General features: G+C 58.1%; 15 protein-coding genes and 1 riboswitch. Of the genes, 9 read left to right on the top strand and 6 right to left on the bottom strand.

Annotated elements, in window-relative coordinates; translation table 11 throughout:
- Positions 1-39: 39 nt before the first annotated feature.
- Positions 40-468, top strand: coding sequence for a GIY-YIG nuclease family protein (locus tag BP07_RS03420; RefSeq protein ID WP_042685576.1), 429 nt, complete (start codon positions 40-42; stop codon positions 466-468).
- On the opposite strand, the gene BP07_RS03425 is transcribed toward BP07_RS03420, so the two are convergent.
- On the bottom strand, positions 451-1,005 hold the full coding sequence (locus BP07_RS03425; protein WP_042685579.1) for a hypothetical protein: 555 nt from the start codon (positions 1,003-1,005) through the stop codon (positions 451-453). The genes BP07_RS03420 and BP07_RS03425 overlap by 18 nt on opposite strands.
- A 218-nt stretch (positions 1,006-1,223) precedes the next feature.
- Here BP07_RS03425 and BP07_RS03430 point away from each other — a divergent pair, with 218 nt between their 5' ends.
- The 6 genes from BP07_RS03430 (at position 1,224) to BP07_RS03455 (ending at position 5,787) form a co-directional block, all read left to right on the top strand.
- The gene (locus BP07_RS03430) at positions 1,224-1,439 is read left to right on the top strand and encodes a 6-carboxyhexanoate--CoA ligase (RefSeq protein ID WP_042685581.1); all 216 of its coding nucleotides are present in this window, start codon (positions 1,224-1,226) and stop codon (positions 1,437-1,439) included.
- 1 nt (position 1,440) lies between these two features.
- Positions 1,441-2,589, top strand: a complete 1,149-nt coding sequence (locus tag BP07_RS03435) for a glycosyltransferase (RefSeq protein WP_042685582.1) — start codon at positions 1,441-1,443, stop codon at positions 2,587-2,589.
- Entirely contained in the window at positions 2,589-3,050 is a 462-nt protein-coding gene (gene rimI, locus BP07_RS03440; protein WP_052353208.1) for a ribosomal protein S18-alanine N-acetyltransferase, read from the top strand. Before BP07_RS03435 ends, rimI begins: the two co-directional genes overlap by 1 nt.
- Before the next feature lies 1 nt (position 3,051).
- Positions 3,052-3,705, top strand: a complete 654-nt coding sequence (locus BP07_RS03445; RefSeq protein ID WP_042685587.1) for a metallophosphoesterase family protein — start codon at positions 3,052-3,054, stop codon at positions 3,703-3,705.
- Positions 3,695-4,855 (top strand): tyrosine decarboxylase MfnA, encoded by a 1,161-nt coding sequence (gene mfnA, locus BP07_RS03450; protein ID WP_052353209.1) that lies wholly within the window; start codon positions 3,695-3,697, stop codon positions 4,853-4,855. Before BP07_RS03445 ends, mfnA begins: the two co-directional genes overlap by 11 nt.
- Positions 4,856-4,868: 13 nt before the next feature.
- Positions 4,869-4,937: riboswitch (Fluoride riboswitch) on the top strand.
- A gap of 13 nt (positions 4,938-4,950) precedes the next feature.
- Positions 4,951-5,787 (top strand): prenyltransferase/squalene oxidase repeat-containing protein, encoded by an 837-nt coding sequence (locus BP07_RS03455; protein ID WP_245597038.1) that lies wholly within the window; start codon positions 4,951-4,953, stop codon positions 5,785-5,787.
- A gap of 82 nt (positions 5,788-5,869) precedes the next feature.
- On the opposite strand, the gene mch is transcribed toward BP07_RS03455, so the two are convergent.
- Genes mch through BP07_RS03470 form a run of 3 tightly spaced genes read right to left on the bottom strand, consistent with a single transcriptional unit; the run spans position 5,870 to position 8,115 of the window.
- The gene (gene mch, locus BP07_RS03460) at positions 5,870-6,820 is read right to left on the bottom strand and encodes a methenyltetrahydromethanopterin cyclohydrolase (protein ID WP_042685591.1); all 951 of its coding nucleotides are present in this window, start codon (positions 6,818-6,820) and stop codon (positions 5,870-5,872) included.
- Between the two features lie 45 nt (positions 6,821-6,865).
- Positions 6,866-7,315 (bottom strand): carboxymuconolactone decarboxylase family protein, encoded by a 450-nt coding sequence (locus tag BP07_RS03465; RefSeq protein WP_211247043.1) that lies wholly within the window; start codon positions 7,313-7,315, stop codon positions 6,866-6,868.
- A 38-nt stretch (positions 7,316-7,353) separates the two neighbouring features.
- Entirely contained in the window at positions 7,354-8,115 is a 762-nt protein-coding gene (locus tag BP07_RS03470) for an ATP-binding protein (protein ID WP_084174082.1), read from the bottom strand.
- Positions 8,116-8,246: 131 nt separating this feature from the next.
- Between BP07_RS03470 and BP07_RS03475 the strand changes: the two genes are divergently transcribed.
- Positions 8,247-8,939 (top strand): DUF1614 domain-containing protein, encoded by a 693-nt coding sequence (locus BP07_RS03475; RefSeq protein ID WP_042685596.1) that lies wholly within the window; start codon positions 8,247-8,249, stop codon positions 8,937-8,939.
- A gap of 31 nt (positions 8,940-8,970) precedes the next feature.
- Here the strand turns inward: BP07_RS03475 and asd are convergent, their stop codons facing one another.
- Positions 8,971-10,002 carry an aspartate-semialdehyde dehydrogenase gene (gene asd, locus BP07_RS03480; protein WP_042685600.1) on the bottom strand — a complete coding sequence of 344 codons (1,032 nt, stop codon included), beginning with the start codon at positions 10,000-10,002 and terminating at the stop codon, positions 8,971-8,973.
- Between the two features lie 118 nt (positions 10,003-10,120).
- Here asd and BP07_RS03485 point away from each other — a divergent pair, with 118 nt between their 5' ends.
- Positions 10,121-12,025 (top strand): threonine--tRNA ligase, encoded by a 1,905-nt coding sequence (locus BP07_RS03485; protein WP_042685603.1) that lies wholly within the window; start codon positions 10,121-10,123, stop codon positions 12,023-12,025.
- A 48-nt stretch (positions 12,026-12,073) separates the two neighbouring features.
- Here the strand turns inward: BP07_RS03485 and BP07_RS03490 are convergent, their stop codons facing one another.
- Positions 12,074-12,994, bottom strand: a complete 921-nt coding sequence (locus BP07_RS03490; RefSeq protein WP_052353210.1) for a presenilin family intramembrane aspartyl protease PSH — start codon at positions 12,992-12,994, stop codon at positions 12,074-12,076.
- Positions 12,995-13,019: the final 25 nt, after the last annotated feature.

Here is a 13,019-nt window from a genome sequence, read left to right on the forward strand (position 1 = left end):
TCCCTCATTCATATATAACAGTAGTGATAACCATGCACCATGTACTGGGGGCGCAAGGGAGTGTACACATTGATCGTATACCTTCCCACCCGTAGCAGCATAGAGGTGGGCTCGCTCGGAGAGCTCGTGCTCGAGGAGGGGTACTACACCTACACGGGCTCGGCATGGGGTGCTGGAGGAATGAAGAGGGTGCTGCGCCATCTCTCTGTGGCAGGACGAAACGTGAGAAGATGGCACATAGACTATCTGCTTCCTCACGTGCACATCGCTGGCTGTGTGATGTCATACCTGTCAAAGAGTGCGGAGTGCCTAATCGCCAGGGCACTCTCCGAGAAGATGGGGGAGGTAAGGGGTTTTGGGTGCTCAGACTGCTCGTGTACCTCTCATCTGCACTATCTTCAGCAGCCTCCGCTGGTGCACGTGCTCGCAGCCCACATCAGGGCAGAGCGCTCACATGCTGCTCTTTGAGGTGGTGGCGTCGAGCACCAGCGACGTGAGCTCCCTTGTCTGCTGGACATCATCGTTTCCCTTCACGATGAACAGCAGCTCATTGCTGTGCCATGCATAGATGTACCTGATGCCCCCATCGGCTGCGAGCTCCCTAATCTCTGTGAGCTGTTTTCCATGGGTGATCCACACACCAAACCGCTCCATGTCGTCTGGAAGCCGCTGTTTGAACCTCGACTGGTTGATGTAGTGGATGTATGCCCGCTCGGCATCTTGTGCAGATGCGAGCTGCACGATGTACACATTCACGTCATAGCTTCCAGCTGTGCCGTACACGCCCTCCACGCTGTCCACCACACGTGGGATGGAGGCGTTGCCCATCTCCACCAGCACGTCCTGCGTGGAGTTCACGCTCGATTGGGGTGTGAGCACGGCCATGAGAGTGAGCCCCTCTGGCAGGTTGCTCTGGGGCAAAAGCCCCGCCAGCTCGCTCTTCTGGGCGGGCTGCTCCTCAACACATCCTGCGGCAAAAAGCACCATCATGATTACAAGAGCCATCGGCAGCCATCTCACGCACATGCCTCCATGGGTGTTAACACTCCCCTCAGGTGGTTATCTACTTTTTGGTGCACCACGGCATCCAGGGTGCATCCACGGACCACGCAGGGCAGGCAGCCTGAAGCTATCCAGCAGGTGAGAGAACGCATATCAACAGTTGCTTACAAAGTAAGCAACACATACAAAAAACCTTAAGGGGTTCCATCCAGGAGAACACAATGTTCAATGTGAGGATGCGCTCCTCAAGGCAAAGGGGCGAAAAGGGCGTGCACGTGTCTGGCACCGAGCGTATAGTGAAGGAGGACGAGGTGGCACACACCGTGGAGCGGCTGGAGGAGGTAAGGGCAAGGGAGCTGGCATGCGAGTCGCTGTGTGGGGAGGGAGTTCCAAGGCGCACAGCAGAGCGCACGCCAGAGACCCTGCTTGGGAGGTAGCATGGAGACGCTCGTGTTTTTGCTCACCACCACCTTCTATCCCCCATACCACGTGGGTGGGGATGCGGTCTCCGTGAGGCTTCAGGCAGAGCTCCTTGCATCACTGGGCCATGAGGTGCACGTGGTGTTCAGCCCGGCGGCGTTTCGCATGAAGGGAGGAAGGCTAAAAGAGCTGGCAGAGGAGGAGCATGGCGTGTACCTCCACCCCATATGGAAAAAAACGCTCGACCCCCTGTGGGCATATCTCACGGGACGCACGCCCAACGCCTCCTCGCTCGAGCAGCTCGCAAGAGAGCTCTCACCTGACGTGGTGCACCACCACAACATTTCTCTCCTCGGGCTCGATGTGCTGAGACTCAGGGCAGAGCGCACGCTGTACACTGCCCATGACCCATGGCTGCTGTGCCCCAAGAGCGATCTTCTCAGGGGGGGAAGGGTGTGCGCCACACCAAAAAGGTGCTGGGCATGCACGCTCGCCCATGCCCGCCCACCCCAGCTGTGGAGGTTGACATCAGCGCTGGAGAGAGCCCTGCAGCACATACACTGCGTCGTGGCGCCAAGCAGGTTCTATGCCGAGCTGCTCGGACATCTCTCGGTGCCGGTGGTGCACATTCCCAATTTCTCACCCAAGCTGACGTATCATCCCAGCCCCTCACCTCATATCCTGTACTCGGGCGTGCTCGAGCCCCACAAGGGCATCCTGCAGCTCGCAGAGCAGATGTGCTCCACGAGCACACCCTACACACTCGTGGTGGTGGGAAGGGGCTCCCTCTCGAGGAGGCTCTCTCATCTTGCCAATCGCCACGAGCAGGTCGAGTATTTCGGATGGGTGGACAGCAGCACGCTCGAGCAGCTAAGGGCAAGGGCGTCGTTTGTGGTGCTCCCCTCGAGATGGTATGAGAACTGCCCGATGGCGGTGATAGAGGCGTATGCGAGCGGAGTGCCAGTGCTCGTATCGAGAATGGGGGGCCTGCCCGAGATGGTTGCGCATGGCAAGAGTGGCTTCGTGATGGGCGAGCGGCTCGGCGAGGTGTTCGATGCCGTGGAGAGCTCCGACATCTCTCAGCTGAAGAGGGGAGCGCTCGAGATGCACGAGGAGAGGTACTCTCCACAAGCCTTTTTAAGACAGTACATGCAGGTGTTGATGTGATGCTCACAGTGCGACACTTCGAGCCCAAGGACTACCATGAGGTGCTGGGAATAGAGAGGCTCGTGTTCTCTGACAGGGAGGCAGAGGAGTATGTGAGCTATTACTTCATGCAGAGGGAACACTTCTTCGTGGCACAGCTTGACACCAGAGTGGTGGGATATGCGGTGGGCTATGTGAGCGGGGAGATGGGAAAGGTGTTCTCGATAGCAGTTCACCCCATGTTCAGGGGAAGGGGCATAGGCAGCTCCCTCATGATTCGCCTGCTCACCTCGCTCATCGCGTCTGGAGCCTCCTATGTGATGCTTGAGGTCAGGGTGAGCAACTATGCTGCCCAGAGGCTGTACAGGAAATTGGGATTCACCCAGATATATAGGGTTCCAATGTACTACCCGGATGGAGAGGATGCATACGTATATGCGTTAATAGCGCCCCCAAGGCCCATGGTGATGGAGGAGAGCTGAGATGAAGGTGCTGCTGGTTGCAGATGCCCATGGGCGGTACACATGGATTCCCCACCTCGTGCACGATGCTGGAAGTGTGGATGTCAGCGTGATAGCGGGCGACCTTACCAACTTTGGACCTCCCATGCTGGCTGCACGCCTCATCGGTATGCTGCCAGCACCCGTGCTCGCGGTTGGGGGAAACTGCGACCCCCCAGAGGTGCACCACACGATTGAGCGCGCGGGAGGCGTGTGCGTGCACGCGACACTTCACACACTCGATGATGTGGTGTTCATGGGGGTGGGTGGCTCGAACCCCACACCCTTTTCCACCCCGTTCGAGCTTCCCGAGGAGAAGATTGGCTCCATCTTGACCTCGCTCATGGAGAAAGCCGAGGAGATGGGGGGCACCCGTGTGCTCGTGAGCCATGCCCCTCCGTATGGTGTGCTGGACGAGGTGGGGGGGACACATGTGGGCAGCCGCGCGGTGGCGGCGCTGCTGGGAAGGGTGGACGCCATTCTGTGCGGACACATCCACGAGGCACGGGGCATCGAGAGGGTGCAGGGCACGCTGGTGGTGAACCCAGGTCCAGCGTTCAACGCAATGGCTGCCCTCGTGTGGGTGGGGGATGGCGTGAGGGCAGAGCTGATGGAGGTTGAAGGGCATGATTCCTGAGAAGGGCGAGGGAATTGAGAGCGTGATGCTCGAGCTTTCCAAGCTGCACGAACTGGACACCGACTACACGAGGGTGTTCTCCTCGATGTGCACGAGGCCCCATCCAGTGGCGGTGAGAGCCCACCTGCTCTACATGGAGTCCAACCTTGGAGACCCCGGTCTGTTTCCAGCCAGCGTGGAAATCGAGCGCAGGCTCATAGGCATGCTGGGCTCGCTTGCTGGAGGTGAAGAGGTGCGCGGCTATATCACCACTGGAGGCACCGAGTCCAACATACAGGCCATCAGGGCAGCTCTCCACATGGCGAGGATGCAGGGAGCAACACCCACCAATGTGGTGGTTCCAGAGAGCGCTCACTTCTCCTTTGAGAAGGTTGCCTCGATGCTGGGCATAGAGCTTCGAAGGGCCAAACTCGACGAACAGATGCGGGTGGATGTGGGCTCCATGGAGTCCCTCATCGACGAGGGTACGGCTGCCATTGTGGGTATTGCGGGAACAACGGAGTTTGGTCAGATTGACCCCATCGAGCAGCTCTCGCAGCTGGCTCTGGAGTGGGGAGTCCACCTGCACGTGGATGCGGCGTTTGGGGGATTTGTGATTCCGTTTCTTCACACATCCATGAGGTGGAACTTCGAGTGCAAGGGCATAAGCTCGATGTGCATAGACCCCCATAAGATGGGAATGTCCACCATCCCCTGTGGCTCACTGCTGTTCAGGCAGGAAACCCTCCTCGATGGCTTGGGCGTGGATACGCCCTACCTGACATCTAAAAGGCAGTACTCCCTTACGGGAACAAGGACGGGAGCCACCGCTGCTGGGGCATATGCCGTGATGCGACATCTGGGAAGGAGGGGATATGCGAGGGTGGTGGGTGAGTGCATGCGGCTCACGAGGATGCTGGCAGAAGAGGCACGGGACATGGGTATAGAGCCAGCGATAGAACCCCTGATGAACGTGCTCACCCTGAGGGTGCCAGAGCCCAGAGAGGTGGAAAGGGCACTGATGAGGAGGGGATGGTACACCTCCATCACCCGCCAGCCAGAGTGTCTCAGGCTTGTGATCATGCCCCATGCCACAGAGCGGGCGGTGCTGCAGTTAGCGGATGACCTGAAGGATGTGCTGGTGGCGCTGGGAGTCTCACAAAGTTTATAAGCTGGCGGGACGGGTGTGTATGGGCGATGAGGCTCGCCCCAACCGCCCCACATCCCATGGGGATGATGGCCTCTTTTATGAGTGCAGGTGAGTTTATGGACAGAGAAAAGCTCATAGCATATATCAGGAAGAGGAGAAACCCAGATGGGGGGTACGTATTTGCAAGGGGGCTCCCGTCCACCCCTCAGGACACCTTCTACGCCCTCTCCTGTCTGAGGAGGCTGGGAGTTACCCCTCAAGAGCCCATGAGGAGCATGGAGTACGCCAGAGCGGTGCTCGATGAGACCCCCACTCTCTTCAAGACATACTATGCACTGGGCTCTCTTCTGGCTCTTGAGCAGCCCATCGAGGAATATGCTCGTGTGGTTAGGAGGGTGGTGGATGTAGAAGGGTTCCTGAGGGGAGCTGGGAGCGGAAATGCCGATGTGGGCTATGGAGGCTTTTCATCCCCCCTGTGCACTTTGCTGATGATGCTCGTCCTCTGTAAGTGGTTTGAGATAAGGGGACACGAGGAGGATGTTGCATCGAGGGTGCTGGATATGAGATGCGAAGATGGGGGCTTTGGTGCGGGCACCTCGGACATCAGGACGACCTACCTTGCCACAGCCTGCCTTCGGCTCGTGGGGGTGGACATCCGCGACCAAAAGCTCGAGAGGTTCGTGCGCTCATGCGAGCACCCCGAAGGTGGCTTTTCGGCAACCCCAAACACCCGCATGGTGTACATCGAGGACATATATGCTGGATGCATGCTCGAGCGCATGCTTGGATGCACTCCACGAGCCTCGAACATGCGAGCAATAAGTCGCTTTCAGAATTCAGATGGCGGGTTTCGTCGTTCTCCCTATGCGGGCATCTCCAGCCTCCAGTGCTGCCATCTTGCCACAAGCGTGCTGACTCATGAAAGGGAGCCCCCACGTACCGAGGTGGTATAAAGGCATTCCCGAGTGCTCCATTGTTCGGCAATGCCTCTTCATTCGTGTCCCTCATAGGGGGCTGTGCAAAAAATTAAGAGGCTTAAAGCCTCTGTATGCCATAAGACTCCAGTATCACCTCTGCGTTGAGCCTTCCCATCTGATAGGTCTTCCCAGTGGAAAGCTCGTTCACAGTGATGCTGGCTGGAGCGAATATATAGGGGTCAATCTTGTAGAAGTCGTGTCCAGCATCCTCGAACGTCTGATAGAAGGGCTTGCCGTAGTCCCTCGATGTCTCTGAGGGTACCTTCTTGAAGAGCTCCTCGTCGAACTCACTTACCGAGAGCTGCACAGCACCGTAGTATATCACGCTGTCGTTGGTGGCACCCATCGCCATCATGTCGTTCTTCACCACAGGGGCAATGGGTGCACATCCAGCGCCCACTGCTATCTTTCTGGTGTCATATCCCAGCTCGTTGAGCTTGAATACCGCCGTCTCAACCACCCTTGCGGACACCTGCACGCTGCCCACGATGGATGCCGTGGGGGCCACGAGGGCAACCACACCCGAGGGGTCCACATCACAGCTCTCCGCGATGTACTCAATCACCTTCTCATCTGGTAGCTTTCTGGACTCGAGGGCAATCACTGCACCATCGGAGTCGTCCTCATACTCGATGCGCTCATACGTCTTCTTGGGCTTGAGCGCCAGTGCCCTCGCCGGACCCGAGCCCATGGCAAAGTAGTCCCCGACCGATATCTGCCAGCCCGCCTTCTGAGCCCCAAGGCAGGCTATGGCAGGGTGGTCACACACCACATCGATGAACTGCAGGGGAACGCCCGCTATCTCCCCCGTGCGCAGGGAAGTGGTGGCGAGCCCGCCCATGCACGCGTCAGAGAACATCAGTCCAGCAGCATAGCTGCCCTCCACCTCCACACCACAGTCGATCACAAGCCCTCCATTGGAAAGCTCGTGTGCCTTGACCTTCAGCTCTTCGGTGTAGTCAAGCATTTCCTCAATGACGGCCATCGCACCTTCGTTGACGCTAAGCATGCTTCATCACATGCCAGCATACATGAGGTGAGCTTATATAGCTAACTACTCCTCAAAAACGGGTATCCTGCACTCTGGACAGCCCCCGCTCTGGGACGCCTCATCATCGGTTGCATCGGCGAGCGAGCGAGTGGCCTCGGAGAGCACGGCGGCGTTGGAGAGCGAGGCTGCGATGAGCATAGAGGTCATGATTGCCTCGTCGGATATTCCCATACGCTTGGCTGCCCGCACGTGCAGGTCTATGCACGCCCTGCACTTGAGAGCAGAGGCCACCGCGATGGATATCAGCTCCACAGTCTTTGCATCGATGTGGTTGAACCCATCCAGCACGGCCGCATCATAGAGTATCTTGGAGAGCAAGAGCTTCGGGTTGTTTCGCATTCTTGTGAGTATGTAGGGCACCTCTCCGTAGCGCTGCTTTATCTGCTCCAGCATCTCCTCTACTTCGTCCTCGGAGCACTGCTGCATCATGCTGAGGAGGTCCCTGATGCGCATGCCTTCACACCCCATCGCTCATTCTATTGAATACTATTTTAATGTTGGGATGGGAGCATCTCGAGAATTCTGTTCTTGATGTTACAAATCGCCTCGATGGCACTTCCTCCAAGCTCTATGGGGGGGATGCCCTCCCTGTCTGCCCTCGCCACATTCTCATCGAGCGGAATGCTGCCCAGAAGGGGTATTCCAAGCATTTGGATATTCTGCTCTACTCTGGAGGTGTCCCCATTGGCCTTGTTGAGCACCGCCGCCAGCCTCTTTATGCCTATGTCGGAGCTCAAGCTCTTGATTCTCTCGGCGGTCTGTACAGAGCGCATCCCGTTCTCCACCACGATGAGCATCAGGTCAAAGCCCTTGGCAGTACCCCTTCCAAGGTGCTCTATTCCAGCCTCCATGTCCATTATCAGCACGCTCTTCTCTCTGAGCAGCACGTGCCTCAAGAACGCCTTGAGGAACGCTGTCTCGGGGCACATGCACCCAGAGCCCCCCTTGTCCACCGTGCCCATCACCAGCAGCCTCACCCCCTCTGGACACAGCACACTGAACCGATCGAGCACATCGTCCACCTTGGGGTTGTACACGAACACCCCATCGCCCATGGACGCCCTCTCCTCTATCAGCTCCCTGTGGCTGATGAGGGGCTCTGGAGGCTCGCATCCAATGGCTGAGCCAAGGTTCATGTCCGGGTCGGCATCGATTGCCACCACATCGAAACCGTCCCTTGCCATCAGCCGAGCCAGCGTGCCCGCAAGGGTGGTCTTGCCCACTCCTCCCTTTCCTGTGATTGCAATCTTCATGGGCTATGCTATGTACTGCACATAGAAGAAGATAGTGCCCTTAGAACTCGCCCTTAGAACTCGCCATAGTCCAGAGTATTTATCATGCAAACCTTAAATAGTGTCTCACTCAATCCCATCTTGGTGTTGGGATGAGGGAGCTTTTGGGTGTCAGTTTCTACACGAGGTTTGCCAGCATGTGGATGGTGGCCCTTCTCATCGTGACGCTGTGCCTCATGGGGCGGGTGCACTTCTCCGCCCTGAACAGCTTCGTGATTGCCGGTTTCGTTCTGCTCATCATGTTGCTCTATCCAGTCGAGGTGTGCGTGGGGAGCATCAGAACCCTCAAGCCCAACCTGACCATGGGTGAGGCAAGGCTCGTCGAGACTCTGGAGGGCATTTCGTTCGTGGACGAGTATGCTGGGGGATTTCCCAAGGTGTTCAACACAAGGGTAATGGTGAGCATCGGGGGCTTTATCGTCCCGATAGTTCTTGCTGCCATCACGTTTTTCAGCATGAGTGAGCGGCTGCCAGCACTCGTGCTGTTCATGATCGTGTTCATCGCGAGCTACACTGCCACCGAGCTCAAGCCACCCCTCGGGCTCATCACCCCCTCGTGGATAGCACTGCTCGCGCTTCCCATTGCATACGTGCTCTCGGCGAGTGACCCCTCTGGGGTGATGCTGGTGGGCGGTGTGATGGGGATAGCTGCGGGGCTCGTGGCATGGGTGTTCTCCATAAGTCCGGATGAGGAGGGTGCAGCAGAGCTCAACCTTGGTGGATATGGCAGCTTCATGGCGATGTACACCAGCGTGTGTCTTGCGGTACTCACAGCCGTCGCATGATGTCATCAGCAAAAAAAGGGTGGGGCTGACATCACACCATGCCCTTCTGCACCATGAGCTCTGCGTTGAGCACACTGGCACCTGCTGCACCCCGAATGGTGTTGTGCCCCATCACAATGAACCTGATTCCATCCCTTATCCTGCCCACCGACACGGTCATGCCCTTCCCTATGTCTCGGTCGAGCCTTGGCTGGGGCCTGTCCTCGGCATCGTGTACGAGCAGCGAGCGCTCTGGCAGCGAGGGAAGCCCCTCAAGCCCATGCTCAAACGAGAGCATCGCCTGCCTTACATCCTCTGCACTTGCGCTCTGCTCGAGCTGCACCCACACTGCCTCGGTGTGCCCATCCATCACGGGAACACGGTGGCAGCTGGCGCTTATCGAAAACGAGGCGTTTATAACTCTGTCCCCATCCAGCGTTCCGAGCAGCTTGAGGGGCTCGCTCTCCATCTTGCCCTCCTCACCGGCTATGTAGGGGATGATGTTGTCCAGTATCGCCATCGAGGATACACCATTGAACCCGGCACCAGAGACCGCCTGCATAGTCGCCACCTTGACATCCACGATGCCCATGTCCACGAGGGGTCGAAGGGCGAGCGTGAGCATGATGGTCGAGCAGTTGGGATTGGTCACGATAAAGCCATCTCTGCCCCTCCTGTCCTTTTGTACGTCCACGAGGGAGAGATGCTCGGCGTTCACCTCTGGAATCACCAGCGGCACATCGTCCTTCATTCGGTTTGCCGAGGCGTTGCTCGCCACCACGAACCCCGCATCCGCGTATCTGTCCTCCAGCGTGGCGGCAATTCCAGATGGAAGTGCGGAGAACACGATTTTTGCATCCACCTGCTCTGGGTCGCTGGCGTTCACCACCTCCATATCGCCAAGATGGTCTGGAAACGGGCTCGACAGTCGCCAGCTGACAGCCTCTCGGTATGGCTTGCCAGCGCTCCTCTCAGAAGCTGCAAGGCTCGTTATCTCGAACCAAGGATGGTCCTGGAGAAACTCCACGAATCTCTGTCCCACAGCTCCAGTAGCACCCAAGACGCCCACACCGATCTTAGACATGTACCACCCTCACCAATGCTTCACCCACACCCCTATGGAGAGGGTGCTCAAAAAGCTTTTGCATGCATAAAGGGATAAATACAAGCTCAGAGGATGCTATGGCGTTGAGGGTGTGCACATGAGGCTGCTGCTGATTCACTGCGACTACATGGAGTACGAGGTAAAAAAGCGCACCGGGGTTGCAGAGGACATAGACGATGCCTCCCGAGCTGGCAGGATGGAGGAAGCCCTGACGGTGTTCACAGCCGTGGAGAAGGGCGATGAGGCAGACATCGAGGAGGTGGCTCGAAGGGCGCTGGAGAATATAGAGGACGTTGCCCACAAGGTCAACACATCGAACATCGTGCTCTACCCCTATGCACATCTTAGCTCGAGCCTGTCTTCTCCAGAGGCTGCGATGCACGCCCTGAGGATTATGGAGGAGCAGCTCGCATCCCGTGGGTACACCGTGATGAGGGCGCCCTTTGGATGGTACAAGGCGTTCAGGCTCTCGTGCAAGGGTCATCCCCTCTCTGAGCTCTCCAAGACGATAGAGCTGGAGCGGCACGCAAAGAGCGTGAGCATTGCCCCGGCAGGACGGGTGGACGTGCCGCAAGCCCTGACGGCAGAGGAGCGGCTCGTATCCTCCTTTTACATCCTGACCCCAGAGGGAGAGCTCGTAGAGCCAGAGCGGTTCGACTTTGCAGACCATCAGAGCCTCAAGAAGTTTCTGACCTACGAGACCGAGAAGAAGAGGGCAGTGGACAGGATTCCTCCCCACGTGGAGCTCATGAAGAGGCTCGAGCTCGTGGACTACGAGGAGGGCAGTGATTCTGGCAACCTAAGGTACTATCCAAAGGGCAGGCTCATCAAGGGGCTCTTGGAGCAGTTCGTGCTGCAGCAGGCAGCCCAGTATGGGGCGATGGAGGTGGAGACGCCCATCATGTACGACATGAACCACCCCACGCTCAGACGCTATCTCGACCGCTTTCCAGCACGCCAGTATGCGATAGCGACCGACAAGAAGATGCTGTTTTTGAGGTTTGCGGCGTGCTTTGGGCAGTTTCTCATGAGCCACGACATGGTGCTCTCCCACCGACACCTGCCGCTCAAGATGTTCGAGCTCACACGCTACAGCTTCAGGCTGGAAAAGCGGGGAGAGCTCGTGGGACTAAGGAGGCTCAGGGCGTTCACCATGCCCGATATGCACACTCTGTGCAGGGACATGACGCAGGCCATGGAGGAGTTCTATCAGCAGTACCACCTGTGCATGCGCACTCTCGAGAGCATCGGGCTCGGGCTGCAGGACTATGAGGTAGCCGTGAGGATGACCCGAGAGTTCTATGAGGAGAACAGGGAGTTCGTGGCAAGCCTTGCCCGTGCGGTGCAAAAGCCCGTTCTCCTCGAGCTTTGGAGTGAAAGGCCCTTCTACTTCGTGCTCAAGTTCGAGTTCAACTTCATCGATGCGCTGGACAAGGCGAGCGCTCTGTCCACAGTGCAGATAGATGTGGAGAACGCAGAGCGCTATGACATCACCTACACCGATGAGGATGGCTCCTTGAGGCATCCCATTATCCTGCACTGCTCCCCCTCTGGCGCCATAGAGCGCTGCATGTATGCGCTTCTCGAGAGGGCACACCTGTGCCAGCAGGACGGAAGGCTTCCGACGCTGCCCACATGGCTTTCGCCCACCCAGCTCCGCATCATTCCCGTGTCTGAGGAGCACGTGGATTACGCCCTCTCGCTGCTCGACCGCCTGCAGGGCGTGAGGGTGGATGTGGACGACAGGGAGGAGAGCGTGGGCAAGAAAGTCAGGGAGGCTGGCGTGGAGTGGATACCCTATGTGGCAGTGGTGGGCGAGAAGGAGAGAAAGAGCGGGCTGCTGAGCATCACTGTCCGCTCTCTCTCCGAAAGGAGCAGACCCCACATAGAGCAGATGAGCCCTGAGGAGCTCAGGAACAGGATAATGAGGGAGTGTGAGGGGCTGCCAACGAGACCTCTCTCGATGAGCACAAGGCTCTCTGAAAGACCAAGGTTCAAGTGAGCTCCGTGGTGCGGGAGTGCACACGCTTCAAGCTTAGCTCCAGCACCCTCACAGCACCGCCACCCCCGCAATGGCGCACCCGAGCACGTAGCCCACGAGCGCTCCGCTGTTCAGGAAGGGCAGACCCGCCTGTGGCTTCCCACTGCGCGCCACCAGCATGAGAATGGCAAAGCCGAGCAGCGAGCCCACCACCGCCAGAACGCTTGGTAGATTCGCCCATCCGAGCACTGGTGGAGCGGGGCTGAACACGGCTGCGGACACCACCAGCATTGCGGGCATCACCGCATCCCCGAGCCCGAGAAAGTATGCTTCTCTCCCTCCATTTGCGCCCTTCGCACCGACGGACTCCATGCGTCTGAGCGAAAATCCTCGCTTGGCGGGCACCACCAGCATCACTGGAAGGTGCATCGGGAGCACACCCTCTGCCAGTGTGAGCATGTGTCGGGTGTGGTACACCGCTATGGCATCGTATATGGCGAGGGCAATGAGCAGCAGCACCACAGGCAGCACAGAGAGCGACACCCCGAATATTGCCGCTGCCCCTGCACCTATGAGCACGCCATAGATGTCCACCACATACCACTCTGAGTGCACACACAGCACCAATGTGAGCATCAGCGAGGCACCAAGGCTTATGGGCGCATACCAGGAGGTATATGCCCCAAGCACCGCCGAGAACACGTAGTACAGAGTGGACGCCAGTGCCACCAGTATGGTCGCCTGTATCACCCAGCCCTTGCCATACCTTATGGCGAGCAGCAGCACGAGGGTGAACCCGAGGATGAGCACGATGTACAGGAGGGTGCTCACTGGGTTGTACCTTCCTTCTGCTCCAAAGGCGTAGTAGCCACTGGCATCCATGAATGGGGCGAGCACGAGCGAGAGCACCTCCACGAGCACCATGAGAAAGGCCGCAGAGAGGAGAGGAACGAGCGCCGATACACTCCTGTGAACTGATGAGCTGCTCAATGGGACACCTCGCATCAGAGGTGAG

The organism is Methermicoccus shengliensis DSM 18856, from assembly GCF_000711905.1.
GTDB lineage: Archaea > Halobacteriota > Methanosarcinia > DSM-18856 > Methermicoccaceae > Methermicoccus > Methermicoccus shengliensis.

Bases quoted from the DNA above. Each gene is read 5' to 3' on its own strand.
- BP07_RS03420 (WP_042685576.1), top strand. From the start codon at position 40: ATGTACTGGGGGCGCAAGGGAGTGTACACATTGATCGTATACCTTCCC.
- BP07_RS03425 (WP_042685579.1), bottom strand. From the start codon at position 1,005: ATGGCTCTTGTAATCATGATGGTGCTTTTTGCCGCAGGATGTGTTGAG.
- BP07_RS03430 (WP_042685581.1), top strand. From the start codon at position 1,224: ATGTTCAATGTGAGGATGCGCTCCTCAAGGCAAAGGGGCGAAAAGGGC.
- BP07_RS03435 (WP_042685582.1), top strand. From the start codon at position 1,441: ATGGAGACGCTCGTGTTTTTGCTCACCACCACCTTCTATCCCCCATAC.
- rimI (WP_052353208.1), top strand. From the start codon at position 2,589: ATGCTCACAGTGCGACACTTCGAGCCCAAGGACTACCATGAGGTGCTG.
- BP07_RS03445 (WP_042685587.1), top strand. From the start codon at position 3,052: ATGAAGGTGCTGCTGGTTGCAGATGCCCATGGGCGGTACACATGGATT.
- mfnA (WP_052353209.1), top strand. From the start codon at position 3,695: ATGATTCCTGAGAAGGGCGAGGGAATTGAGAGCGTGATGCTCGAGCTT.
- BP07_RS03455 (WP_245597038.1), top strand. From the start codon at position 4,951: ATGGACAGAGAAAAGCTCATAGCATATATCAGGAAGAGGAGAAACCCA.
- mch (WP_042685591.1), bottom strand. From the start codon at position 6,820: ATGCTTAGCGTCAACGAAGGTGCGATGGCCGTCATTGAGGAAATGCTT.
- BP07_RS03465 (WP_211247043.1), bottom strand. From the start codon at position 7,315: ATGCGCATCAGGGACCTCCTCAGCATGATGCAGCAGTGCTCCGAGGAC.
- BP07_RS03470 (WP_084174082.1), bottom strand. From the start codon at position 8,115: ATGAAGATTGCAATCACAGGAAAGGGAGGAGTGGGCAAGACCACCCTT.
- BP07_RS03475 (WP_042685596.1), top strand. From the start codon at position 8,247: ATGAGGGAGCTTTTGGGTGTCAGTTTCTACACGAGGTTTGCCAGCATG.
- asd (WP_042685600.1), bottom strand. From the start codon at position 10,002: ATGTCTAAGATCGGTGTGGGCGTCTTGGGTGCTACTGGAGCTGTGGGA.
- BP07_RS03485 (WP_042685603.1), top strand. From the start codon at position 10,121: ATGAGGCTGCTGCTGATTCACTGCGACTACATGGAGTACGAGGTAAAA.